15 protein-coding genes are annotated in these 26534 nt (G+C 61.1%); 10 read left to right on the top strand and 5 right to left on the bottom strand.

All coding sequences use genetic code 11. From position 1 onward, the window contains the following. A partial coding sequence (locus BGC09_RS19385; RefSeq protein WP_069805868.1) for a ribonucleotide reductase barrel domain-containing protein occupies positions 1-2987 on the top strand: 2987 nt, incomplete at its 5' end. A 431-nt stretch (positions 2988-3418) separates the two neighbouring features. Here the strand turns inward: BGC09_RS19385 and BGC09_RS19380 are convergent. Together BGC09_RS19380 and BGC09_RS19375 are read right to left on the bottom strand one after the other, a co-directional pair. Beyond that, the gene (locus BGC09_RS19380; protein ID WP_069805867.1) at positions 3419-5671 is read right to left on the bottom strand and encodes a sodium-translocating pyrophosphatase; all 2253 of its coding nucleotides are present in this window, start codon (positions 5669-5671) and stop codon (positions 3419-3421) included. A gap of 851 nt (positions 5672-6522) precedes the next feature. After that, a complete protein-coding gene (locus tag BGC09_RS19375; protein WP_069805866.1) occupies positions 6523-7737 on the bottom strand; it encodes a 6-phosphofructokinase in 1215 nt (404 codons plus the stop codon). A 293-nt stretch (positions 7738-8030) separates the two neighbouring features. On the opposite strand from BGC09_RS19375, the gene BGC09_RS19370 reads away from it, so the two are divergent. From BGC09_RS19370 to BGC09_RS19345, 6 genes are all read left to right on the top strand, one after another. Beyond that, entirely contained in the window at positions 8031-8663 is a 633-nt protein-coding gene (locus tag BGC09_RS19370) for a mycothiol-dependent nitroreductase Rv2466c family protein (RefSeq protein WP_069805865.1), read from the top strand. Positions 8664-8946: 283 nt separating this feature from the next. Beyond that, on the top strand, positions 8947-10638 hold the full coding sequence (locus BGC09_RS19365) for a beta-N-acetylhexosaminidase (RefSeq protein ID WP_069805864.1): 1692 nt from the start codon (positions 8947-8949) through the stop codon (positions 10636-10638). Positions 10639-10931: 293 nt separating this feature from the next. After that, positions 10932-12308, top strand: coding sequence for an NAD(P)/FAD-dependent oxidoreductase (locus BGC09_RS19360; protein ID WP_084659134.1), 1377 nt, complete (start codon positions 10932-10934; stop codon positions 12306-12308). Positions 12309-12600: 292 nt separating this feature from the next. Then, positions 12601-13203 carry a Dps family protein gene (locus BGC09_RS19355; protein ID WP_069805863.1) on the top strand — a complete coding sequence of 201 codons (603 nt, stop codon included), beginning with the start codon at positions 12601-12603 and terminating at the stop codon, positions 13201-13203. Positions 13204-13454: 251 nt separating this feature from the next. Then, positions 13455-14756 (top strand): GTPase ObgE, encoded by a 1302-nt coding sequence (gene obgE, locus BGC09_RS19350; RefSeq protein ID WP_069805862.1) that lies wholly within the window; start codon positions 13455-13457, stop codon positions 14754-14756. A gap of 418 nt (positions 14757-15174) precedes the next feature. Continuing rightward, entirely contained in the window at positions 15175-19155 is a 3981-nt protein-coding gene (locus BGC09_RS19345) for a tetratricopeptide repeat protein (protein WP_069805861.1), read from the top strand. A gap of 160 nt (positions 19156-19315) precedes the next feature. Here BGC09_RS19345 and BGC09_RS19340 read toward each other — a convergent pair whose 3' ends face one another. The 3 genes from BGC09_RS19340 to BGC09_RS19330 form a co-directional block, all read right to left on the bottom strand. Continuing rightward, complete coding sequence (locus BGC09_RS19340) at positions 19316-21415, bottom strand: MraY family glycosyltransferase (protein WP_069805860.1); 2100 nt, start codon at positions 21413-21415, stop codon at positions 19316-19318. 226 nt (positions 21416-21641) lie between these two features. Beyond that, positions 21642-23213 (bottom strand): UDP-N-acetylmuramoyl-L-alanyl-D-glutamate--2,6-diaminopimelate ligase, encoded by a 1572-nt coding sequence (locus BGC09_RS19335; protein WP_084659133.1) that lies wholly within the window; start codon positions 23211-23213, stop codon positions 21642-21644. Positions 23214-23264: 51 nt separating this feature from the next. Further along, positions 23265-24311 (bottom strand): queuosine 5'-phosphate N-glycosylase/hydrolase, encoded by a 1047-nt coding sequence (locus BGC09_RS19330; protein ID WP_069805859.1) that lies wholly within the window; start codon positions 24309-24311, stop codon positions 23265-23267. A gap of 283 nt (positions 24312-24594) precedes the next feature. Here BGC09_RS19330 and BGC09_RS19325 point away from each other — a divergent pair, with 283 nt between their 5' ends. The 3 genes from BGC09_RS19325 to BGC09_RS19315 form a co-directional block, all read left to right on the top strand. After that, a complete protein-coding gene (locus BGC09_RS19325; RefSeq protein ID WP_069805858.1) occupies positions 24595-24795 on the top strand; it encodes a hypothetical protein in 201 nt (66 codons plus the stop codon). A gap of 50 nt (positions 24796-24845) precedes the next feature. Next, on the top strand, positions 24846-25892 hold the full coding sequence (locus tag BGC09_RS19320; RefSeq protein ID WP_069805857.1) for a polyprenyl synthetase family protein: 1047 nt from the start codon (positions 24846-24848) through the stop codon (positions 25890-25892). A 33-nt stretch (positions 25893-25925) separates the two neighbouring features. Next, positions 25926-26534 (top strand): hypothetical protein (locus BGC09_RS19315; RefSeq protein WP_141727864.1); only part of this gene is annotated, 609 nt, incomplete at its 3' end.

The raw sequence follows: 26534 nt of genomic DNA, 5'->3' as shown, positions 1-26534 counted from the left end.
GTGGTGGAGGTGTAGGCATCAACCTCTCGACCCTGCGGCCCCGTGGCTCCTACATCAAGACCGTCAACGGCACAGCCTCTGGTCCCTGCTCCTGGGCGCAGCTCTACTCGGTGGCTACGGGCGATGTTATCCAGCAAGGAGGCTCGCGACGTGGCGCCCTCATGCTCATGCTGGACGACACCCATCCCGACGTCGAAGAGTTCATCACTGTCAAGCGCACCGAGGGCAAGATCGAGCATGCCAACCTCTCCGTCTGCATCTCTGATCGCTTCATGCAGGCTGTCAAGAACGATGAGCCGTGGAACCTCATCTGGCAGGGAGAGGTCAAGAAGACGGTGCGTGCGCGCGACCTGTGGGACCTGATTTGCAAGTCGGCCTGGGAGTCCGCCGAGCCAGGCGTCGTCTTCATGGATCGCTGTAACAAAGAAGCGAACACCTGGTACTACGAAAAGATCAACTGTGTCAACCCCTGCGTCACCGGCGACACGCTCATCTACACCAGCGCGGGCCTCATTCCGGCACGCGAGCTGGCCCAGAGCGGGCTACCTGTACAGATTGTCTCAGAAGACCTGAACCTCCCGACGGCGGCCCTTGTCGGTCACGCTCGCAGCGTCAGCCTCAGAGAAGGCGAGAAAGGAGCAGCGGGACAGAGCAGCCGCCTGCGCCTGGCCAGTCCCGTCTTCCCCACAGGCATCAAGCCCGTCTACCGGCTGCGCACGCGCGAAGGCTACAGCCTGCGCCTCACTGCTGATCACCGTATCCTGACCACGAACGGCTGGAAGGCCGCTGCGGATCTCCAGCCGGGCGAGCAGCTTCATCTGCTACAGCATGGCGGAGCCTTTGGGACAGAGGGCAGCGCTGAGGTAGGTCAGGCCCTGGCCTGGCTGAGCATCAGCGCCGGCGGTCTGCTTGCTCCCGCTCCTGTACTATCCAGGGCCATCCTGGCTCAAGCCCAGGCCCTCAGTGCTGCCGAAGCCAAAGCGTCGATGCTGGGCCAGCGTCTGCCCGCCGCTGTCCTGCGCGGTAATCGAGCCATGCAGCAGGGTTTCCTGGCCATGCTCTTCTCGCTGGCTGGTACCCTTGTCTGCGACAGCCAGGGCCTCTCTACGTTGCTCCTCAGCGGTTGTGCGCGCACCCTGCTCGAAGATGTCCAGCGGCTCCTCTTGAACTTCGCCATTCTCTCCGCGATTCAGCCCCGGCACTTGAGTCAGCCTGGAGAGGCGGGCGACGAACTGCTCATCAGCGGCAGCCAGCTGCGACGCTTCAGCGACCAGATTGGCCTGCTGCCTGCCAGTCGCCAGCACCTCCTGAACGCTGCCATCTCCCAGAGCGCGGCCTCCGAGGAACCAGTCAGCTACCTGGCGACCTTTGAGAGCCTGGAGCCGGATGGCGAAGAGCTGGTCTATGATCTCGTCGAGCCGCAGATGCACCTCTTCATTGCCAATGGCCTCGTTGTGCACAACTGTGGAGAGCAGCCCCTGCCGCCCTGGGGCGTTTGCAACCTGGGGGCCCTCAACCTGGCCGCCTTTGTCAAAGACGGCGAAATGGACTATCAGCAGCTTGCCGAGACCGCTCGCGTGGCCATGCGCTTCCTCGACAACGTCATCGACGCCAACGAGTACTTTATCGAAGAAAACCGTCAGGCACAGATGGCCACGCGGCGTACCGGCTTAGGCACGATGGGCCTGGCCGATGCCCTCATCAAAATGAAGGTTCCCTACGGCAGCGACCGCTCCATCCCGGTCATCGAGCGCATCTATCGCACCATTCGTGACGCGGCCTATGATGCCTCTGCCGACATCGCGGCAGAAAAAGGGCCATTCCCGCGCTTCGACCGTGAGAAATACATGCAAGGGCGCTTTATCCAGCGTCTGCCCAAAGCCATTCAGGAGAAGATCCGCAAGCAAGGCATTCGTAACGCCGTTCTCCTGACCCAGGCGCCGACGGGCACCACCAGCCTCTTTGCCGGCGTCAGCTCTGGCATCGAGCCAGTCTACGACTTCGCCATGGTGCGTCGCGACCGCACAGGCGAGCATATCCTCTACCATCCGCTCTTCAAAGCCTGGCGGGACGAGCATCCGGGCGAACCAACTCCTGACTACTTTGTGGCCGCCAACGACCTCACGCCGGAGCAACACGTGCGTGTTCAGGCCACCATTCAGAAATACACCGACGCCAGCATTAGCAAGACCGTCAACGCTCCCAATAGCCACACAATCGAAGACGTCAAAAAGCTCTACACCCTGGCCTACGAGCTTGGCTGTAAAGGCATCACCTATATGCGCGACGGATCACGAGTCGGAGTACTGTCCCATATCGAAGACAAGAAAGGGGAGCAGCAGCAACAGCAGGCTCAGGCGGCGGCCCAGCCTGTTCAGGAACAGCAGCCGCCGCAGAGCGAGAGCAGGCTTGAGCACGGGACGAGCCAGGGACAGGGGCCGATGATCAAGCCTCCGCCCGAGGTTCTGCACGGCTACACCCGCAAGATTCGCGCTCCCGAGGGCAAAGTCAACGTCACCATCAACAGCGATGAGCATGGCCCACTAGAGGTCTTCGTCAACGTCGGCAAAGCCGGCAGTGACATCCTGGCGCTGGCTGAGGCCCTGGGGCGACTCATCTCGCTCATCCTGCGCATTCCCAGCCCGCTCTCGCAGGTTGATCGCATGCGCGAAGTCGCTGAGCAACTGCGGGGCATCGCCGGCAGCCGCTCCGTTGGTTTCGGCCCGCAGCAGATTCGCTCACTGCCGGACGCCGTAGCCCGGGCGCTGGAGCTTCATCTAGAGATGCTCGAAAGCGGAGCGAGCACCCCGGCCTCGCTCCATCGGCAGCCGGAGAACGAGAGCCATAGCAACAACAACGCTGGCGAGCCCTCGCACATCGGTTACCTCAACGTCACCGGTAACCTGTGCCCGCAATGCGGCTGCAACACGATGGTCTACGAAGAAGGCTGTCGCAAGTGCTATAGCTGCGGCCACAGCGAATGCTAAGCTGAGCTGAGATCAGAGGCACCTTCCTGAGCCACCACCTCCCTGGCTTGACGAAAAGAGCGGCGGATGGAGCAGCGCAAAGAAGGTGGTAGGCGGGGCCCAAAAAGAGGGACGGAGCAACTTCCAAGCAAGGAGGAAGTTGCTCCGTCCTCTTATCTATCTCAGGCGGTGCTTGCAGTCCGCAGCCAGCGGAATATCGACGCGGAGCAAGCTCGCCAGGCCATGTCTGCCTTCCGAAACATGCATCCCATACACATGGCGAGCGTAGAGGGAGCACCCGGGCAAAGCAGCGCCCGAGCGCCAGGTCAGGCCCAGTCACAACCCTGGAAGGTCATCCCTGGCCCGTCGCTCCACTCCTCTCCCTTATTACGGCTGGACGAGCCTATCCGTGACCGACCTCCACCTTGTCGTCCCTGCCTGTCCACCAGGAGCTAGACATGCAGGAAGTAGAAGAGAGGGGCCAGCACCAGTGTGATGGTACTGAGCAGCTTAATGAGCACATGGAGCGATGGACCGGCGGTGTCCTTGAACGGATCGCCGACCGTATCGCCGATCACGCTCGCCTTATGTGGCTCACTCTTCTTGCCCAGAACAATCCCCTCGGGATCGTCGGGCGAGACAATCTCCCCTTTCACATTCACACGCAGATAGCCGGCCTCAATATATTTCTTGGCATTGTCCCAGGCACCACCGCCGTTGTTCAAGAAGAGCGCCACCACGATGCCGCCCATGGTAGCCACCATCAACAAGCCAGCAGCCGCCTGGGGGCCAAGGATCACGCCCACGGCGATCGGCGTCAAGACCGCGACCGTGCCGGGCAGCACCATCGCGCGCAGAGCGCCCGACGTACTGATGTCCACGCAGCGTGCGTAATCAGGATCGACGCGCTCATCGGGGTTCTCCGCCATAATGCGGGGATTCTCGCGGAACTGACGTCGCACCTCCTCGATCATCCGCCCGGCGGCTTTCCCCACGGCCCGGATCGCCAACGAGCTGAAGAAGAAGATCAAGGCGAGGCCAAGCAGACCTGCAACGAACGTGCCCAGATTGGCCAGATCGACGCGGTAGACCGTCGGATCGTGACGGAAGCTATAGAGCACGTCCAGATAGGCGCTGAAAAGCAGGAAAGCGGCCAGGGCAGCGGAGCCGAGGCCATAGCCCTTGGTCAGGGCCTTGGTCGTATTACCGACGCTATCAAGCGCATCCGTAATGGCGCGCACCGACTCTGCCTGGCCACTCATCTCGCTGATGCCGCCGGCGTTGTCCGTAATTGGACCGAAGGTATCCATGGTCAGGATATAAGCGCAGCTCATCAGCATACCGACGGTGGCCACCGCCGTACCGAAGATCCCGCTGACATTGATGGACCCCAGGGAAGCCAGCGGGATATGGACCTGGCTGCCGAAGAAGTAAGACAGGCCCAAAGCGGCACTGATGGCCAAGACGGGCGCGACGATACACTCGAAGCCCACCGTAATGCCGCTGATGATCGTAGTGGCCGGGCCGGTCAGGGTTGCCGCCGCGATCTCACGCACCGGGCGCCAGGTCCCGGAGGTGTAATACTGCGTGATAAAGACGAAGGCGATGCTCAGAGCAATACCGACCGTACCGGCCAGGGCGAACCAGAGCCAGGCGGGCAGACCATAGTTCGCCGAGACCGAACTCTGTCCGAGCAGCAGATAGCAGCCCAGGAACATCCCGACGAGCGAGAGAGCACAGGTAATATAGTAGCCGATATTCAGGCGCTGCATAGCAATCTGGCCGGGATCGCGGCCAGCCGCCTTCTCGGGTTCAATCACAGCCGAGGCACGGACCGAGAGCACACCGATGGCCGAAGCGATCAGCCCGAAGGCGCCCAGCACCAACGGGAAGAGCATCCAGCCGATGTTGCCGGTGGCCTGATAGAGGGTGGCGCCCAGGATCATGGTCCCGATATTTTCAGCCGCCGTCGACTCGAAGAGATCGGCACCACGCCCGGCACAGTCGCCTACATTGTCACCCACCAGGTCGGCCACCACAGCCGGATTGCGCGGATCGTCCTCGGGAATATTCGCCTCAACCTTGCCGACCAGATCCGCCCCCATATCGGCGGCCTTCGTATAAATACCACCGCCGAGCTGAGCGAAGAGGGCCACGAAGCTGGCACCGAAGCCAAAGCCGACGATCAACGACGGCGTCGTGGCCGGGCTGGACAGGCCGCCAAAGATGGTGAAGAGCAGAGAGACACCCAGTATCGAAAGCGCCACCACCAGGAAGCCGGAAACGGCTCCCCCGCGCAGCGCTACGACCAGGGCTTCGCCCAGGCTGCGGCGCGCCGCGCTGGCGGTGCGACTATTGGACTTCACGGCAACGTACATGCCTGTATAGCCCGAGATACCAGAGCAGAGCGCTCCCACCAGAAAAGCGAGAGCGGTGTGCCAGGCCAGATTGAACCGTGCAGCCAGCGTACCCTGGCCAAGGAGCGCCAGGGCGGCTGCCACCAGCACAGCCGCACCGATCGCCAGCAACGCGATGGTGCGATACTGCCGATTGAGAAAGGCGGTTGCGCCGGAGAAGATGGCATTCGCGATCTTCTGCATTGAAGGCGTACCTGTATCTCTCCGCAGCACGTCGTTGATCAAAAAGGCCGCAAACAGCACGGCGAGAAGTCCCACACCGATGGGGACCAAGATGTAATAGACCATTCAACCTCCTTGGAAGGCAGATAGTGTCAAAACGAACACCCAGCTCAAAGTGAGGCCAGAACAATCTGGCGATGGCCGTGACAGCAGGAAGTAGCAAGGCCCTGGTGCGGGCGGACTGACGATGCTAGCAGTAGAACATTATTCTTATTTATCATATTATCCTGTCTTTCGTCAAGTTTGAAAAATAGCTAAAGCTGCCTCTAGGCTGGCTCTGAAAGACCCTTATCAGGCCCACAAAACGCCGTTTGTTCCCCTTGTCCTCCCCCTTTGCTGCTGACATCTATAGTCGATGGCAAACCCCTGTAATTACACAGCAAATGGTCGAGTCATAATCAATAGGCCCCTCCCCTGTCCAGGACGTCCTGGGCCTGCGCGGAGGGTAGTCCTCATCAACCCCGGTGGCCGTTGCCAGGGCCAGTACTCTAGCTGCGTGAGGCAGTGCAGTGCTGTGGAGAAAAAGGCAAGCTCCTCTGCCCGGGCGGGATGGCAAAAAGAAGAGCAGCCGCCTTTGCTTCCAATTGGGCAGCCGGGCGAGCCAGCCAGCTCGTGCGAGGGATGAGGGCCTCGTATTTTAGGCCCGCTGGAAAGCCAGGCGCTGAGAAGAGATGAGAGAAAAAGAAGCCTGGCGCTTGCTGGCTTACGAAGAGGGATCGGCGAAGCCGCCTCTTTGCTGTTGTCAACGGCAACGCCGACGCTGTGCGCCTGTCTACACCTCACCGATCCCCTACGTTACTGCTGAGAGGATAGGAAGAGCGCCCTGCCACTCCACGCCCCACTCTCTTAGGTCGCGGGATCTGCTCGCCCGCTCTGTGCCGGGTACTATCCCGGCCAGGGTGAAGATGCTGCTGGTCTCACAATGGCATATACGGACCAGTGATCTGCTCAAAGCGCGGGCGATAGCGAGTTGGATGGTAGTCATCGGGATTGACGCGCCGTGGCGGCTTATCTTTCCCAGGGAGATCGGTGTAGATGATCTTGCCCTCGCGGTGGCCGGCCATCGCGCCGTGAATGCCCTGCTCCACCAGGCTCATGACCATATTGGCGAAATAGATGGCCATGTGGCGATCGTAGACATCTGGCTCGCCGCTGCGCAGAATATACGTCAGATCGATCGGCAAGAAGCGCACGCCTGGCAGGCGCTCGCCCAGCTGGCCGGCCAGGAACTCGGCCACGTTAGCCTTCTTGCGATGACCATAGGCATCCGCCGGACCGATCTCCGGTACGGGAATGCCCAGATTAGCCCCCTCGGAGAGCACAACGATCGAATAGTGGTTAGGATTATTGCGCCGGTCGTTGGCAACCAGCTCGGCCAGGTGATCGATATTGGCCGGCACCTCCGGGATCAGCAGGCGGTCGGCCCAGGTCACGATGGCCGTTTCCAGGGCGGTGAAACCGGCATCGCGTCCAAAGAGGCGGAAGAGTGCTGTCTCGCTGTGGGAGCCGAGGGTTGAGCGCAGGCGCCCGATGAACTCGCTTGCGCGGTTGATAGCCGTCTGGAAGCCGATGCAGTAATCAGTGCCAGGAACATCGTTGTCCATGGTCTTCGGGATGCCCCAAACCGGGACTCCCTTTGCCCCAAGCACAGCCCCGTAGCTCAGTGTGTCATCGCCGCCGATGACGACCAGGCCGTCCAGGCCTAGAAACTCAATATTGGCCAGAACCTCATCGGTCAGATCCAGATACTCCTGCGGGGCGCGTCCCTCACCGCGGTGCTTGAGATGCTCGGGCAGCTCGCTCACGCGCACGCGCGCGGGATTAGTGCGCGTTGAGAGCAGGATCGTTCCGCCCTGGCGATCGATCGTGCGGGTATTGAGCCGATGAAGCGGCAGCAAGTAGTGATCGTCCCAGGTTTGCGGGTCTTCGGCGCGAAAGATCTGCTCCTCGCGTGGGCGATTGCGGTTAAGGAAGGTGATGCCCCTCCAGCCGTAGCGGAGTCCGATGACGCTGATCCCCAGCGTCTCCGCCCGGTAGACCAGTGCTTTGATGGCGGCGTTTAGCCCCGGCACATCGCCCCCGCCGGTCAAGACGCCGAGCGTGCGGACGGGGCTTTTGATCTGTCCTGGCATGATTTCCTGTCCCTCCTGAGTTCCTAGGGATGCTAGGGATGTTTGCCTTCTGCAGTATCTCATAAACGGCGGCTCTGGTAAATAGGTGACTGACCATTGGCAAAGCAGGCGCGGTCGGGCCGGAAGCAAGGGCTGGGGCCTGGGCTCTGCTGTGTCGCTTTGTCGCGCCCTCCCTTGCCTTGACAGGCCTGTGCTCCAGATTGTATGGTGATAACAGTCATTTCGTTCTCTGGTGCCTCTTGCAACACCACTGTTTTACTTTACCCATTGGCTAGAGGAGTCTTTGTCGTCCTATGGCTCAGCAAGAATCTGCCATTCCCATTAAGGTGAACTTCCATTTTGATCCGCTTTGCCCGCTGGCCTGGCGTACGGCGCTCTGGATGCGCGAGGTGCGCCAGGTTCGCCCGGTGGCTGTGACCTGGCGCTTCTTCAGCCTGGAGCTGGTCAATCGCAAGGAGGGAGCGCAGCCGAACTATGAAGATCACGGTTGGGCTGGCCTGCGCACGCTGGCTCTGGTGCGGCGTCGCGAGGGCAATGAAGGCGTAGAACGTTATTATCTGGCGCTGGGTGCGGCCCAGCATGGTCGCCGCGAGAGTGTCTCTGAGGCGGCTGGCGTGCGCGCCGCGCTGGAGCGGGCCGGCTTGAATGCGGGTCTGGTTGATGAGGCGCTGGCTGACGAGTCAACGATCCGTGAGGTAGAGGCTGATCACCAGGAAGCGGTTGAGCGCTACCACGCCTTTGGCGTGCCAACCATTGCCCTGGAAGGCTCGCAGGTGGGGTTCTATGGTCCGGTGATTATCCAGGTCCCACGTGGCGCTGAGGCCGGCGAGTACTGGGACCATTTCTACTGGGCCTTGCGCCAGCCGAATCTCTATGAGTTGAAGCGCGAGCGCATCGGCGTCAAGCTCGAGCCGATCGCTGAGTAGATCGGTCGGGTCGATCCATCATCTATACTGTTCTGACCTGGGTCCGAGGGCAAGAGTCTTCCTGATCATGGTTTGGGGAAGCCTTTCTCTCGGACCCACTCTTTGTCTGGTCCCTCCTCCGCCTCTTCTTCTTCTTCTGCCCTGGCTCAGGCTCTCAGCTCCCATCAGGAAAAGGGATAATATGGTACGATTCGGCTAATCAGCTTGCCCTACTAGTAAAAGCGGACGGCAGGTACTACAATGGAACACGAACTATCCTGGTGACTGCGCGGAGAGCTTACTCGTGATTTTGCCTCAGTTGGCCTTCTTTAAGAAAGGATGGCCTCCAGTCCACTGGCGCCTGACCTGGCGCCTGACTGGTGCTTTGCTGCTGGCCCTCCTGGGCCTCTTCCTGGTGGGGGCCCGCCTGGTGATTTTTCTGGCCTCCTTGCCGACCTCTGTCAATCCTCCTCCCCTGGTGATCCCAACGCTGCGCGAATGGCATGGGGGCCTGGGGACCTTTACTTTGACCTCCGGGGCACGCATCGTGCTCGATCCTTCTTCAGCAAGCCGCCTGCGCGCTACAGCCGCGGTCTTTCAGCAAGATTTGCAGGCCGTCTCCGGCCTGCGGTTGCCCATCATTACACAGGAGGCCCCTGGCAGCGGCGATCTCTTACTTACATTGAAGAATGATGATGCGAGGATTGGCAGCGAGGGCTATGTGCTGTTGATCGCCGATAGTCTGACGATCAGCGCCCACACTGAGACGGGGGTGTTCTACGGCACGCGCACGGTGCTGCAGATGCTCATGCAAGACCCTGTTAAAAGCCAGCTGGCACGAGGTCTGGCGCGTGATTATCCCCGTTACCCCGTACGGGGTTTCATGCTGGACGTGGGACGGCGCTACTTTTCTCCTGCCTTGCTAGAGGACTATGTGCGACTCCTCTCGTGGTTTAAGATGAACGAATTCCAGCTTCACCTCAATGACAACGCCCCAGGTGCTGGTGAGCGAACTGACTGGCGACGACAGTATGCGGCCTTCCGACTCCAGAGCGCGCGCTTTCCCGGCCTGGCAGCGCGTGATGGGGCCTATAGCTGGACAGACATGGCCTCCTTGCAGGCGCTGGCCCAGGCGCATGCTGTTACCATTATTCCCGAAATTGATACCCCGGCTCACGATCTGGCCCTGACCCAATACCGTCCCGATCTGGCCAGTCCCCACGCTTCTAAAGAATTTCTCAATCTTGCCAATCCTGCTACTATGCGCTTCGTCGAGGATCTCTGGAGTGAGTTCCTCCCCTGGTTCTCCAGCAGCCAGGTGCATATCGGAGCTGATGAGTATGCGCTCAATGATGCCGATCGCTATCGCTCTTTCGTCAACCGTCTGGCGGCCTTTATCAGTAGCAAGGGCAAAACGGTGCGCATGTGGGGCAGTCTCTCGCTCATGAAAAGCCGCGTAGCGATTGCTCGCAATATTGTCCTGGACGTCTGGAACAATCGCTGGGCCAATCCGGTGCAGATGGTGCGTGAGGGCTTTCAGGTGATCAACATGAATGACAATCTGCTCTACATCGTGCCGCGCGCCGGCTACTATCACGACTATCTGGACACCAAAACGCTCTACACGCGCTGGCAGCCCTTCATCTTTGATCTGTCCAATCCCCATTTGAACCTGGCGCCAGATGACCCGCATCTGTTAGGGGCCATGTTTGCCCTCTGGAATGACAAGCTCAACGTGGTCAGCGATGCCCAGCTTGACGACCGGATCGAGCCGGCGGTGCGTGTGCTAGGCCAGAAGCTCTGGAGTGGTGTCACACCGCTCTCCTATGGCCAATTTGAACAGCTGGCGCTCCAGCTCAGCGCTGTGCCGGGCACCCATCTGCCGGAGCTGCCCATGCCTTTTGAATTCGCTCCGCACCAACAGGACGAAGGGCGCCGCTCCCTCATCTGGCCGGAGCCGCTGGCGCTGGCCACAGTCTGGAGACGCCGCCTCTAAGTGCCGCGCAGTCGCTCACAAAGTCCGGCCTGGCGGGGCGGGTGGGCCGCTCATCTCTCATCTGCCTGGGGCTTGTCTTGTGGAGGTCCTGGTTGGAATGCAGGCAGGGAATCAGTGTGTTTTCTTTTTTAGGGAGAGGCAACGAGGTCCTCTGCTGCTGATGAGAGGTTACGCGAGAGCAGGGCAAGCGAGTCTGCCCTGGGTAGATATCAGACCGTGTCAGAGAGCGACGATGGAGCGTAGAGCTTGTCATCGTCGTTTTGTTCTCCCTCGGGAGAAAAGGGAAAACTGCCATGCCGAAACGAACGAACGATCCTATCCAGCCGGAATACCCTGCTGCCCTGACAGGGGAAGACTGGCGAGGTTCTCATAGAGGGCAGGAGCATCTCCCGCACGTCGTCATTGTCGGGGGAGGCTTTGGTGGACTGCAGGCGGCGCGGGCCTTGGGAAAAGCTCCTGTCAGAGTTACCGTCATAGATCGCACGAACCATCATCTCTTTCAGCCGTTGCTCTATCAGGTTGCCACAGCCGCCCTCTCGCCTGCTGACATCAGTGCTCCCATCAGGCATGTGCTCAGGCGCAACAAAAATACCCGCGTGCTGCTGGCCGAGGTAACTGGTGTTGACACGGTGGGGAAGCGGGTGCTCCTGGACGAGCGAGGAGAGCGCAGCGTTCCCTACGATTATCTCATCATCGCGACGGGGGCGGGTCAGAACTACTTTGGCCATCGAGAGTGGGCCCGCTACGCTCCCGGCTTGAAGACGCTGGAGGATGCCACACGCCTGCGTCGCCAGATTCTGCTTGCCTTTGAGGCCGCCGAGATGGAAAGCGATCCCGATCGACAACGGGCCCTGTTGACCTTTGTGCTGGTAGGGGCAGGCCCTACAGGCGTTGAAATGGCGGGAGCCATTGCCGAGCTGGCCCATAAAGCTCTGGCTTCTGACTTTCGCACTATCAATCCCCACTCGGCGCGCATCATCCTGGTCGAGGCGGCTCCGCGTATCCTGCTCTCCTTCCCGCCGGAGCTGGCCGAGAAGGCCCGCCGCGCTCTCAACCGTTTGGGCGTCGAAGTGCGCACCTCCGCGCCGGTGGAGGCTGTCGACGAGAACGGCGTTGTGATCGGGGGGGAGTATCTACCGGCCAAGACAATCATTTGGACGGCTGGTGTGGAAGCCTCTCCAGCGGGGCGTTGGCTCCAGGCCGAGGTTGATCGAGCCGGGCGCGTCAAGGTGAATCCCGATCTCAGCGTGCCGGGCCATCCCGAGATCTTTGTCATTGGCGATACGGCTCATCTCGAAGAGAAGGGGCAGCCTCTGCCCGGTCTCGCGCCGGTTGCCATGCAGGAGGGCCGCTACGTAGCGCGGGCCATTCTCCAGCGCCTGGCCGGTCGAGAGCCGGCGCCTTTCCACTATGTCAACAAGGGAAACCTGGCCACCGTGGGACGGGCCTGGGGCCTGCTGCAGATCGGTCGGTTGCGCCTGACAGGCTTCCTGGCCTGGATATTGTGGCTGACCGTCCACATTTTCTACCTGATCGGCTTCCGCAACCGCGTTCTGGTCCTCTTCCAATGGGCCTGGGCCTACCTCACTTTCCAGCGCGGCGCCCGCCTGATCCTCTATCCTGAGCGAGCTGGCAGTCGCGAAGCGGTCCCGGTAGCGGCCCTTGACTGAGCGAGAAGAGAAGAACACTCCCTATAGCTCCAGGCCGAGGTCGCAGACCGCCACGTCCGTCCGCCATTCAGGGGAAAGCAATCTCTGCAGGGCGGGACAGCAGCCAGCCAGCTGACTCCCTTCCATACCTGCTCCCCTGACGGCGGGCGTCTTGCTTTCAGGGGGACCGTGCTGCTGGCAGCGAAGAGCTGAAACCAGGTAGGCTGCTGGCGCGTATCCTCTCTGGAGAGTAATTACTGACGTTGTGAGCGAACGCCTGAGCTTGAGGATCAGGAAAGGAAAGGTTGGGCATATGACGACGCGCACGCATACTACTGGCAAGACTGCGTTTGAGGGTCAGCCACGCCTGAAGCAGCGCATGTACGAGATACAGACGCCCCAACAGGTGCGCCAGCTCCCGATTGAGCTGCCCGAGGAGGCACGCAAGCAGAGCATTAACATGCTCAATCAGCTGCTGGCCGATACTATCACGCTCTATCATCTCTACAAGAAACATCACTGGCAGGTGGCCGGTCCTACTTTCTATCAGCTTCATCTGCTCTTCGATAAGCATGCTGAGGAGATCCTGCAGACCGTTGACCTGATCGGGGAGCGTATCCAGATGCTGGGAGGCGTGGCCCTCGGCATGCCTTTCGAGGTCGTCGAGCGCACACGAATTGAGCGCCCACCCAGTGGGGCCGAGAGCGTTCCCTCCATGCTGGCCCGCCTGCTGGAGGCCCATCGCACGGTGATTCAGGGCCTGCGCCAGGGGATCGAGCTGACGGAGCAGCTGAAAGATTATGGCACCAACGATATGTTGATGTCCGATATTCTTCGTATGCATGAGATGCATGTTTGGTTTATCTCACAGCATCTGGTCGATACTCCGCTGATGAGTGAGGACGGCATGGCCTGACTCTCAGGCGGTACAGGGGCGGCCCTGACGCCGTGAATCTTCTGAGAGATAGCAGCAAGCAGCGCCAGACTCGAAGGGCGACCGCGAGTCTGGCGCTGGCTTGTTTGTGGGGGAGTGACGGATTGAACAGACAGGGGGCCGGCCTGGTCCCCCTTTTCCTGCAATGCGCTTTGTGCTATAGTATAGCACTGCGTTATAACCCAAGGCGAAGGCAAGCAAGGCAATGCCTGTGCTGTTGCAGGATGAGATCTATGTTCTACGATCAAGTCAAGATCTTTGTCAAAGCTGGGGATGGGGGCAGCGGAGCGATCCATTTTCGCCGTGAGAAGTATGTGCCGCGTGGGGGGCCAGACGGAGGCGATGGTGGGCGGGGAGGGAGCGTCTATCTGCGGGCCAGCGCGGCGGTCAATACCTTAATTGAATATCGTTATCATCAGCATTTCAAAGCTGGTAACGGGCAACCTGGCAGGCGGCAGCGTATGCACGGTGCCAGCGGCGAAGATATCGAGCTGATTGTGCCCCGTGGCACCCTGGTCAGGGATGCCGAGACCAGAGAGCTGTTGGCAGACCTGGTAGAGGATGGGCAGCGGGTGGTGGTGGCGCGTGGCGGGCGTGGCGGCCTGGGCAACGTTCATTTTGCTACCCCGACAAATCAGGCGCCGCGCGAGGCCCAGAACGGCGAGCCGGGTGAGGAGCGCTGGCTCGTGCTGGAGCTGCGACTGATTGCCGATGTCGGGCTGGTTGGTTATCCAAATGCGGGCAAATCGACGCTGCTTTCGGTCGTGACGGCGGCCCGGCCCAAAATCGCCGATTATCCCTTTACCACGCTAACGCCGAATCTAGGCGTGGTCCAGCTGGGTCAGGCCGGCAGTGCCGACCTGCAGAGCTTTGTGCTGGCCGATATCCCGGGCCTGATCGAGGGAGCGGCCCAGGGGGCGGGCCTGGGACTGGAGTTCTTGCGCCATATCCAGCGTACGCGCCTCCTCATCCATCTGCTTGATGGTGCAGTCGAAAACGATCCCTGGGAGAACTTCCTGGCTATTAACCGCGAGCTGGAGAGCTACGATCGCCAGCTGGCACGCCGCCCGCAGATCGTGGTGCTCAACAAAATGGATCTGCCCCAGGCGCGGGAGCGCTGGCCGGCCCTCAAGAAGCGACTGGAAGATGCCGGCTATCCTGCCTTTGCCATTTCGGCAGCGGCCCATCAGGGAACGACCGAGCTGATGCAAGCTGTGGCGCGACGCCTGGAGGAGATCAAGCGCGAGGAGCAGCAGCAGCAGACGCTGGCTGTGGAGCTTCCCGTGCAGGGTCCTGTCTTGCGCCCGCTCCCTGAAGATGCCTTTACCATTAGTAAGGAGGACGGGGTCTTCGTGGTACGAGGCAAGCGGGTCGAACGAGTTGTTAGCATGACGCGCCTCGATAGCAAAGAAAGCATGGATCGTCTGCAAGTGACTCTAGAGAAGATGGGGGTAACTCGTGCTTTAGAAGAAGCGGGCGTCCAGGTAGGTGATGTAGTGCGTTTCGGCAAGATTGAACTCCTCTGGGGCGAGTAGCCATGTGGTGTGGTAGGCGCCGGGCCTGGGTTGCCGGCTGTTCCAACCTCTGGCGAGGTGCGAGCGACCCGCCGCGCTGGTCCTGGCTCTCTGAGCAGGGCTGTTGAGGCAGGGGCGGAATGGAGTGAAAGCGGGGGCTGGACTGTCCCCGATCTGTCCCTGGTAAGGGGCCTGAAAGAGCATAGGTGGGGGGGACAGGTGGTCTCAACTGCCCTGATCCTTGCTGGGCACGGGCTTGCTCCTTCTACAGGAGATCCCTGGTGGGGCCTGGCGCCATCGACCTCGTCTTTCTTATGCTGCTTTCTGGTGCTATACTTTAAGATTGAAGCGAGTACTTTTATAATGGCTCAAGTCCTTCTCTAAAAAGTCCGCGTAGTAAAGCGCGCTGCCATTCTGGAAGAGAAGAGTGACCGCACAGATGGGTGAGACACTAAACATACTCTTTCGCACCCGCGCTGAGGGCGGCTTTTCCGTGGAGGTCCGAGACAGCTGGTCTGGGAAGAGTGTCAGCGGCGACTTCGTTCCCCCGTTTACTTCACGCTCCCTTACCATGCTACGTAAGCGCCTCGATCGCCAGGGGATTGATGGGCAGGGGCAACGCGAAATCGGCGAGCGGCTCTTTGCGGCCCTCTGTGGCAAGCAGCCTGGCAGGTCAGGACGGGCGAGCGCTCTCCCCGCTGGTGTTCGTGAGCGGGCTGAATCCGTGGGTGGCCTGCTACAGAGCGTGATTCAGCGCACCCTCCGTCGTCGTGGCACGGTAGCGCTCACCCTTAGCTTTGCCCCCGGCTGTGATGAGTTCATTCCCTATCCCTGGGAGCTACTGCACAACGGGGACTATTTCCTGGTGGCCACAGGCGTCTTTACCCTGACCCGCATCCTCCTGCGTCCCGATGGGCCAGGAGGTTGTGAACTCCCTGTGCATCCACCTTTGCGTGTCCTTTACATTGGAGCGGCTCCTATTGACGGGGAGCCGCTGGAGACCGAGCGCAGCTACGAGGCCTTGCGTCGTGGTCTGGAGCGTCTCGTGGAGAGCGGCCAATTGGTTCTTAATCGTCTGGAGCCGTGCACCTTTAGCGAGCTGGTGCGTTATCTCAATGCCTATGGCGGTGCTGGCGTCCTGGACGACAGCGAGGTGCAAACTCCCTGCTACGTGGTCCACTTTGATGGTCACGGAGACTATGGGCGGGTCTGTCCACGCGAGGAATGTGGGGCCTTCAATGAGCCTGACGAGCGGCGCTGTCAAGCCTGCGGTGCCTCGCTGGCGCGCGTCAGTGCCCAAACCTATCTCTGCTTCTGCGATGAGCAGGGGAAGCGCTGCTACATCGATACGCACTCGCTGCGTGAACTGCTTGTCACCAGCGATGTGCGCCTGGTGGTGTTGGCAGCCTGCGAAACGGCGCGTCTGGAGCGCGAGCGCTCCCGTCAGCGGCAGGTGGCGCTGGACAGCTCGCTGGCCACGGCCCTCGTCACGGCTCAGATCCCGGCGGTCGTGGCGATGCCCTTCTCGCTCCAGGACAACCTCAGTCCGGTCTTCATCTATCATTTCTACGAGGCCCTGGCGAGCGGGCGCACCCTGGAGGAAGCCCTTTCCCGCGCTCGCCATGCTTTGCTTTCCCCGCATCACAGTGGCTGGTTCATCCCGGTTCTCTATCGGCATGCCAGTCCGGGCTGTGAGGACCCGGTGCCTCTACTGGCCCAGGAGGAAGAGACAGAGGAGCGAGATCTCTTCCTGGCGAACTTTCCCGTTCCCACCTGCTTCGTTGGCCGTGAGCGCGAGCTGAGTGAGCTGACGCAGCTCATTACGGCGGCGGCCCAGGCTGAAGAAGAACTCCCCAACCTACGCGGGCAACAACCGCGCTCGCGTCTGCGTCAGATCGTCCTGACTGGTCCGGTCGGTATCGGCAAAAGCGCCCTGGCTTTCGAGGTGGCGCGGCGCAACCGCGACAAGTTCCCGGGCATCGGGGGCATCATTGGCATTTCGCTGCAGGGAGGGAAAACCTTCGCCGAGGCTGTAGTCGAGATGGCTCATGCCTTCCCTGGCCTGGCCAGCCGCTTACTGCTGATCCCGGATCTGCGTCAGCGAGCACGTCATCTGCTTAATGCCTTGCATGCCCGCACCGATCGCGAACTGCCCTGCTTGCTGCTCATCGATAGCTTTGAGGAAGTGACTGATCCGACCGAGTCAAAGCTCTGGTTGCGCTTCCTCAGCGAGCTGCCCGAGCGGGTTGTGGTGCTCTTGACCTCGCTCTCCCATCCCGCCACCCTTGGTCTGCAGGAAGGGGCCGCCTGGCGCTGGTACGAGTATCCTATCGGCAAGATGACCCGTGAAGACCTGCTCCGCCTCTTTAGCGAGCTGGCGGCCCAGAGCGGCCTGGACAAGCGCATTCACCTGGACGATCCAGTCCAGCAAGAGATTCTGCACGAGATCTGCACGCTTCTGGATGGCCATCCGCTGGGAGCCGAGCTCATCTTTGGTTCTGCTCACTCCATCGGCGGCAAGGTCTTTACGCCTGAAGCTGCCACGCGCTCGCTCGAAGAGATCCGTGATGAGCTGCGAGAGACGCCCCTGGCGGGGATCTGGGCCGCTCTGGAGGTGGCCTATCTGCGCCTCTCGCCCGCAGCGCGCCTGCTCCTCTCCTATCTCTCTGCTTTTCGTCTGCCCTTCAGCGCCAATCAGATCACCATGCTGGTCGCTCCCCATCGTTCAGACAGACCAACGTGCGATCCCGCGCCGGCGCCCCCGGCCCTGCTGGCTGCCCAGTGGCTGGGAGAGCAGGGAAGGACGGCGGGCGAGCCTTGCGGAGCTGGCGCGGTGATTCCCGCCGAGCTGGCCGCCAACTGGCGAGCGGCCCGTGATGAGCTGGTGCACGCTTCATTTATGAGTTTCGATGGAAGGACCTACAGCATTCACCCGCAGGTCCGCAACTTTGCCCTCTCCTACCTTCCTGCTGAAGAGCGTCGCCGCGTGCATCGGGTAGTCGCGGCCTATTACCTGGGGCTACCCCATCCCAGTCCCGAGGAGTGGTTTGCCGCCTTTGAGCACCTTGTAGGGGCTGAGGAGCTAGAAGAAGCGGTACGCACGGCAGTACGGGCCTCCTGGGCCTTGTCTGGACGTGGTTATGCCCTCCAACTGCTGGCCATTCTGCGTCGCGCCGGCTCTTATGCCGTACGCCTTGAAGACAAAGCGGGCGAGGGGCAGATTCAATGTTGCCTGGGGGCCATTCTCCGTCAGCTCGGCAACTATACCGAGGCCGTAGCCTGCCTGAAGCGCAGCCTGCAGCTGCATCAGGAGCAAAATCAGCAAGAAGAGGCTGCCTGGACCTTCTACGAGCTAGCCATGCTGGCCTGTGACGAAGGCAACCTTCGCCAGGCAGCCGCCTATGCGGAGCAGACGCTAGTGAGTTTCGAGCGAGGGGGCAATTCCAAAGGGCAAGGCTGGGCCTCCCTGGTACAAAGCTCAGTCCTGCGTCGCTCCGGGTGCTACCGCGAAGCCCTTTCCCGCTGTCGCCAGGCCCTGACGGAGTTGGGGAGCAGTGGCGACCAGGAAGGAGGCGCCTGGGCCTGGCTGGAGTGCAGCCGGATCTGGCAGGCCCTTGCCAACTATCGCGAGGCGCAGGCTGCCTGTGAGGAGGCCCAGCGCCTCTTCACCTCTCAGGGACTGCGCACAGGCAGCGCCTGGGCTTTGGCGCAGCAGGCCCAACTTGCTCTGGAGCACGCGCACCTCGATGAAGCCGATCAAGCCAGCGCACTGGCTTTGGAGATCTTTCAGGAGCAGAGCATGCGCCCTGGTGAAGGGCTGGCCCTTCGCCTCAGAGGTGAAGTACGCCGCGCGCTTGGCGATTGGGGAGCGGCTCGCAGCTTCTACGAGAAAGCCCTGACCATCTTCACCAGCCTGGGCAACCGTGTCGATCAGGCGCAGGCTCTCACCGCCCTGGGCAGCCTGGTACTCGCCGAGGGCGCTCTTCACGAAGCCGGCGAATATTTTGAGCAAGCCCTCTCTCTGGCCCGAGAGCAAGAGGCACGTCCCCTGACAGTCCAGGCTCTGCGCGGCCTGGGCGATACAGCACGCCTGCTAAGGGCTTTTAGTGAAGCGCGCACCTACTACGAGGAGGCGCTGGCGCTCGCAACCGAGCTAGGAACCCCGCTGGAAATCAGCGCTATTCATGAGGGGCTGGGAGACCTGGCCTCGGCCCAGGACCAGCGTGCCCTGGCGCAGAAACATTGGACACAGGCCCTCCTCCTTGATCAGCGTCTTGGGCATCCCGCCCGGCGTGCTCTCCAGCAGCGCCTTGAAAGCCTCCTCTCTGAGGAGGGAGAGCAGGCCGACGCTCTGGCTGGCACAACAACAGCGCTCATGGCCCTTGAAGAGCAAGCCGACCCCACCTCAGAAGCTTCCTGAGCCAGAAAGGCGGGGTTGGCACCCTGGCGACACTCAAAGCGCAGCGCAGCCATCGCCGAGGTCCGGTGAGAGCCTGGGCTGGGATGCCATCCCTCGACAATGGCTGCGCTGGCTGGATCAGGCAGCAGCAGAACAGACTGGAGCGGCCTGACTTACCGTACTAGAGATGCTGCTGCGAAGGGTGGCTGGAACGTGCACCGCGGTGCAAGAAACGCTGCAGCCAGCCCAACGGCGAGCGAGAGTGTCTCTGCGTGCTGGCGGTCTTGCCGCTCCCTATCGAGACCTGTTCTCGCCCTCCCGCATCTGTTGTCGCTGCCAGGCGTCGTGCATCTGGTGCGCTATGGCCGTTATGGGAGGTTTCCAGGCGATGGTCACGTGAATGCATCTCTGGTGACAGTCTCTCACCTCCCGAGGTTGACTGACGCTCCGCGGTCTCCTCAACCGACGTACTCATCGGCAGCGGCCAGGATTCCTGCACAGCCTCCGCTTCCGTACCGCTCACCGGCTCATGCGGATTAGGCACATCTGCCGGGCCTAGATTCCCCGTGATCAGCGGTGGCTCCTGATGCCTCAGCAAATCTTCTCGCTTAATTGGCTGCGTCTCCTGCTTCTCCAGCGCCAGGCGACTGTCCAATTCCTCCAGCAAGCGAGCGATAGCCGGACGCAGGGCCCGATTGCCGGCGGGAATCCTGGTCCATTGTGCCAGAGCCGCGGGATAGTAGCCGGCGCGGTAGCAATAGAGGCCGAGCATAGCGCGAGCATCGAAGATCGTCATCCGCTGCCAGAGCGCCAACTCCTCAGCTGGCGTCTCGATGACATCCTCGCTGGCCTCGATCACCTCCACCAGGTGGTAGAGCGGGATGCCCATAATGCGATAGGGGAAGCCATAGTAGAGAGCCAGGCGGCGGCGGCGCGAACGCTCAGGGGGATGCTTTCCCACGAAGTAGCGCCGGGTCCACGAACCGCTGGACCAGACGATCCAGGCCAGGAGCAAAACCAGGATACGACCCAGGTAGCGCTGCCAGGTTTCAGGTGCCAGACCGACCATCACCCCAAGCACAGCGAAGCAAGCGCCCAGGGCCCAGGCGCCATAGACCAGGCGGCGTCGATCCCAGCCCAGCAGATCGAAATGGTGATGCAGCGGCGTGGCCAGGAAAGGGCGGGGAAACTCCGTATGAGGGATAAACTCGCGCGTACTGGCGAAACGCAGTATATGGAGCTGACGGCGATAAAAGCGTGTAATCACCCGGGCTGAGAGAGCCGAGAGGCCCTCCAGGACGAAGGCAGCGCCCACCAGGAAGAGCAGCGTCTCCTGGCGATCGAAAATAGCAATCATCGCCAGCAAGCCGCCCAGGGCCAAGGCCCCACTATCGCCCATATAGATCTGAGCCAGGCGTTTAGCGCTACTGCGCCGTCCGCGTGCGGCCCAGGCCGACGGCCAGTTCCAGGGAAGATAGCCAAGCGTACTGCCGGCGCAGAGTAGAGAGAGCACCTCGACCACCTGGCCCTCGGGGCGGTCAATAATGCCGGTGGTCACGATGCCGAAGGCCAGCGCCGCACTAAAGACCAGGCCACCAGCCAGCCCATCCAGTCCATCGCTAAAATCCACTGCCAGAGAGGTCACACTCCCGGTCACGCCGGTCATCAACACCAGGAAGACCAGCCAGGCATAGTAAGCCAGCTCGCCCGGATGCAGCGCACAAGCGCTCATCTCCGGACTGGCGTTTGGGCAGATCAAATGGCCGATAATGGGGAGTCCAATATAGGGACTGTAGGACTCCGGCCCCTTTGGCGTCAGGAAGAAATAGCAAGCTCCTGCGGCCACCGACAGCACAAACAAGCTCGTGAACTTCGCCCGTTCTGAGAGACCTTCCTTGCTATAGACCTTGTGCCAGTCATCGACCAGGCCGATCAGCATAAAACCGAGCGTGGCGCCCAGGCCGATCAGTAGGAGTGTCCACTGCTCACCAGAATGGAAGAGCAGATAGCCAGCGACCAGGCCCGTGATCAACATGGCCAGCGTAAACGAAGGCCCGCCGACCAGGGGTAGCTCAATGGTCTTAATCTCGCGTCCGCTGGCGGGCAGGTCCGAGCGCAGGTCGGAACGGTGGTGGCCAGGTTTGTGCTCGCCGCTGCGGAACTTTGGAAAGAGCAGCCTGGCGATACCGCAGAAAATCAGGCTGAGCAGTGCCGAGGCCACAAACGTCAGAATCAGAATAACCGGCACCAGATAGGCATCAGGAATAGCTGGTAGTCCCATACGATTTACTCCCCCGGGGCGAAAAGAGGCCCGGACACCATGCTGGCTAGCCGTGGCTCAAGCGAGGCCTGCTGATCTCTCTCCACCCGCATGATTTTTCTGCAGTGATTGGCTCTGTCTGTCCTGGTAAAAGAAGCAGAAAGTAAAAAACATACGCTTATCACATCGACTATCGCATCGATTACGAGCACAGACGCACTCCATTGCTGAGAGATACGATAAACGGCTAGAGAGTTGAGCTACTGCCGTCATAACCGAGCCGTTGCAGCTCTTCGAGTGCCACCTGTCGCTCATTCCAGGGCAGCTTCTCGCGACCCATAATAATGCTTTGCTCATGGCCCTTGCCAGCTAGCAGCACCGTATCGCCTGGGCGCGCGGCGGCCAGAGCGGTAGCGATCGCCGTCCGGCGATCCGCGATGCACAGAAAATCGCGGCCCTCCTGCTTTCCGGCAGCTATTGCTCCTTTAGCAATCTCTTGCAGGATTTTCAGGCGATCTTCTTCCCGCGGATCTTCATCAGTAATAACGAAGAAATCCGTCATTTGGGCAGCCACAGCGCCCATAGCCGGGCGTTTTTGGACATCGCGCTCGCCGGCGGAGCCGAAGACCAGCAGCAAGCGGCCTGGAGTCAGAGGGCGGAGCGTTGCCAGTACCTTCTGCAGGCTATCGGGCGTATGGGCGTAGTCCACGATCACAGAGAAAGGCTGGCCGGCGGCCACATGCTCCATGCGCCCGCTCACGCTGCGAGCGCGGGCCAGGCCCTGAGCGATCTGAGACGGACTCAGGCCCAGATGATAGGTCACCGCGATGGCTGCCAGGCAATTGCTCACATTAAAGCGGCCCACCAGAGGGGTGCTCATAGGAACAGGCTGGCGTTCATGAGGGAAGCGGACGGAAAAGCGCGTGCCGGTGGCCCCCAGCTCCAGCTCCGTCACCTGGAAACTCGCGGGCGTATCGATCCCGTAGTCCAGGACCGGAGCGTGGCAGAAAGGCAACAAGAACGCAAAGCTGCTATCGTCGCGGTTCAGCACAGCGGCGGCGCGGGTTGGCAGCGTCTTCTGGCGATTGATATCCAGCATCTCGAAGAGGCGAGCCTTGGCCCGGCGGTAGTTCTCGACGGTGCCGTGGAAATCCAGATGCTCCGACGTAATATTGGTGACCACGCCCACATCGAACTCGCAGCCGCGCACGCGGGCCAGCTCCAGGCCATGAGAGGTGGCCTCGATCACAGCGTGGGTGACGCCGGCGTCCAGCATGCGTCGGAGCAGGGCCTGAATCTCCAGGGCCTCCAGTGTACTCTGGCGAGTAGTATTCTCCCACTCCTTGCCCTTCAACTTAAAATTCGCCGTTGTCATCAGTCCGCTCGCCAGGCCAGCGGTCTCCAAAATCGTACAGATCAAATTACAGGTAGTTGTTTTACCATCGGTACCAGTGACGCCGATTGTCCAGAGCTGGCGAGCGGGGTAGCCGTAGAAAGCGGCGGCCACATCGGCGAGAGCGCTGCGCACCTCGGCGACCTCGATATAGGGCAAAGGAAGAGGAGAGGCGGCGAAGCCCTCCAGCGACTCGCCGAGGGCGGCCACTGCGCCGCGGGCGGCGGCCTCGGCCAGGAAGCGGCGGCCATCGGTATGCGTACCGGGTACAGCAATAAAGAGCGTCCCTGGCTCGACGCGCCGCGAGTCATAGGCCAGCTGAGAGACAGGAAGCTGTTCCAGGGCAGCCGTCTCATTGAGAGGGCCACCGGGGTAGATGGCCCGCGGCGGCGAAGGCAGGGCAGCCAACAGCGTCTTCAGAATCATCTTACTCCAGGGATAAACAAGTTCCGTGCAGATTTCTACTAGACAATGCTTCTAGTAATAGATAGTACGGGTCCGATGATAAGGTCGCATATCAGGTATGCGCTGACTGAGCAACCAGAGCTGCTGATCGATCTCGATCGCCTTCATGGGCAGGCCACGGGCAGCCAGAGCCTGGCGGAGGAGCTCGCAAGCCCAGACCGTAGTTGCACGGATCTCGACCTCCTCCTCGCTGCCGGCAGGGAGAAGCTCCTGCTGGTCGACCCGTTGGGCCAGAGTGGGATGATACTCCAGCACCCCGAAATGGCGCAGCAGCTGGGGTAACTTGTAGTCAGCGAAGATCGTCAGCTGGTCGAGGTCGTGGAAGGCGCCCCAGCTCTGGCCGCGGAAGAGGGCGTGAAGATCGGCGACGCAGATCTGGGCACGCTTAAAGAAGCGCACCTCGCGCTGACGATAGCGGGCCACATCGCGGAAGGACGGGAAAGCCTCGACGAGCAACTGCACCAGGCGCACCGCGCTGCCGGCGGCCTGAGCCACAGCCCGAGAGAATTGCCCATCGAAGCGCTCCAAAAGAACGCGCCCGACTTCATGAACGTGGGTCAGGCGCTCCTCAAAAAGCGGGATTTGCTGCTCCTGCTCGCTGCGGAAGATCAGGGCCAGTTCCTCGCGGCTCATAGCGCGTAAGTAAGCGGCATCCCAGATGGGGCGGCCTTCTTCTACCGCGCGCGTCAGAGCGGCAGCCTCGGCCCAGTAGCCGCTGAGGTGTTCCCCCTGATAGGTGATGCTCCAGCGCGGCTGATCTTTCTCTGGCCAGAAGCAGAAATTGAGCGCATCGAGCAAGAGAATCCAGTTCACGCTGCGCTCGCTGCCATCGAAGAAATGGTAGCGATCATAGCCGGTTGATGGTCCAGAGGCGCCAGCTGTCGCCGGGCCGATCAGCTCAGCCCAGCGCTCGCTGAGGGTCTGGATCTGCTCGCTGTTAATCCAGACATGCTCGCCATCTTCGACCACGCAGCGGGTAGTGCTGAGCACTCCCAGTGGGTCCACCCCGACAGGTGGAAGCACTTCCTCTTGGTCCGCGCTTTGGTTCCAACGATGCATCTTCTTTCTGCTCGGATAGTGGTGCCCTCGCTCAAGCGTGAGATTCTGGCGTGAGATCTCTCCTCGATTCTAGCGGTAAGGCCCCCGTTCGTCAATTGCGTTGGGACCATATGCTGCGCTGCGTGCCCGCTCTCTTCCCCCTTTGTTTCATAGATACATCTAAATATATATATTCTATGCTCTTGCATTTCTTTTAGATATGTGGTATGCTCTGACGCAGAGCATGCAAAGGCGTGCTCTCATGGGAAGTCTCTCTAAAGTGAAGAGAGGGAAGGAGTGTACTGTGGAAGAACAGCAGTTGTGTAAGCTTGTCCATCGCCTCTATAATGATGAAGACTTCCGCCAGGCGTGTTTCAGCGATCTGGAGCGCGTAGCCGCTGCCGAGCGCATGGAGCCTCTGGTGCTGGAAGTGCTGAAGAAGTTGATTCCGCACCTTGCTCTTGGTACGTCGCTGGGTCCTCCCATGTGGTGGTGGCATCCGTGATGGAGAAGGGAGCAGGCGGAGGTGCGAGGGAGCGAGGTGAGTTGGGGAGCATGAGCGAAGACGGGGAGATGGCTGTCTGGGAAAGGGCTTTTGGGGGGGGGCTGGCCTTTCTCTACGGGCGCCTGGAGCGTTTGCTTACCGAGGTACCTGTGCCGTTGCGCGAGGACGTAGCCCTGGCTTTGCGCCAGGAGGGCAAGTTACTCGCCTGGCAGGCGGCGGAGTCAGGTGCTGAAGCTCAGAGGTGGGGACCGGGCGAGCTGCGGGCGGGAAAGTGGCCTTTGCTCACTTTCTTGATCGCGCGTTCTCTGGGTCCGGCTGTCGCGCTGGATTATGCTGCCGGGGCTGCTTTGGCGGTAGAGTGTTTGGTCTGCGCCATTGATGTCTTTGACGATCTGGTCGATGATGATCAGACCCCGCTGCTGCAGGCGATGGGCGAGGCACGTGCCATCAACGTGGCTGCTGCCCTGCTGGCTCTGGCTCAGCAAGCCATTCTGACGGTTGCCTCTGAAGCCAAAGCGCCCGCCAGCGAGCCGCTGGTGCTCTTGAGTGAGCTGCAGGCGGCGAGCCTGGCCTGCCTGGCTGGTCAGCAGCGCGACCTCCTCGCGGAGGTCCAGCCGCTGAGCGCCTTTCGACGTGAGGACTGTCTGGCGCTGGCGGCGGCAAAGGCTGGCTCACTCATGCGCCTGGCCTGCCGTCTCGGCGCCCTGGTCGCTGGAGCCTCTCCCTCCCTCTGCGAACTCTTCACCCGCCTGGGGGAGCTGCTGGGGATCGCGGGCCAGCTCGATAACGATTGTCACGATCTGCATGCCTTGCTGGCTTCCTCCCCAGCATGCTCCCGGCCAAAGTCCGATCTCCGCCGTGGGAAAAAGACGCTCCCGCTGGTGCTCGCTGCCTCCGCTGGCTGCTCTCCCGAAGAGTTGCTCGCCCTGCAGCAGGAGGCTCCCATCAGCACCGCTCTCTCCGCCCGCCTCTCCGAGGCGATCACCGCCGCCTGGAGCATTTGCCTGCTCTATCGCGAACGCGCTCGCCTCTGTCTGCAGGCTATCGAGGTATGCCAGCCTCTTCCGCCCGAATTACATCAACTACTCGGACTGTGATTGAAAGGATCTCAGGTGTTCAAGAGGGAGTGTATGACGAGGACAACGCGCTCGTTTCCGAGAGTTGGGCGTCTGGTGGCGATTCTGGTGCTGGCTCTGGTCTATGTGTTGCTCCTGGGGGGTGACGCCTGGGTCTTTTTCCCACACAGTGTCTCTCTTGCCTATCTGCCCTATGCTTTTCTCCAGTTCGGCGTCTCTGCCCTTGCAGCCCTGCTCTTTCTTGCAGTTGGGGCCCTGGTCTGGCTCTATGCTTATCGTCGGGGGGTGGCGCTGCTCTTGCTTTGCTTCTGCGCCTGCATGATGGTGACGTTCCTGGTGCAGACTGGGGCCGCCGCGGGCGATATGCTGCTCTCGGTCATCGGCGGGGTAAGCAGTGCCCTCTCGCTGCTCCTCTTCACTACTCTGCTCTTACTCTTTCCCCAGAATATGCTGGCTCCTCCGCCTGCTGTGGCTACCTCTGTCCAGGCCTGTCGCTCCGTTGGGCATCTGCTACGTTTGCTCTTGCTCTCGCTGCTGGCGCCGGCCTACCTTGGTCTGGTGGTGCTCTTGAGCTTGCTCGTCACCTGCCATTTGGCCTTCTACGACTGGGGGACCAGCCCGCGCCTGGCCTGGCTCAACTTCGTCGACTACACCTACTACCTC

Source organism: Thermogemmatispora onikobensis (assembly GCF_001748285.1).
GTDB classification, from domain to species: domain Bacteria; phylum Chloroflexota; class Ktedonobacteria; order Ktedonobacterales; family Ktedonobacteraceae; genus Thermogemmatispora; species Thermogemmatispora onikobensis.
Note: the sequence above shows the minus strand (reverse complement) of the source record. Positions and strands in the feature narration are given on the sequence as shown.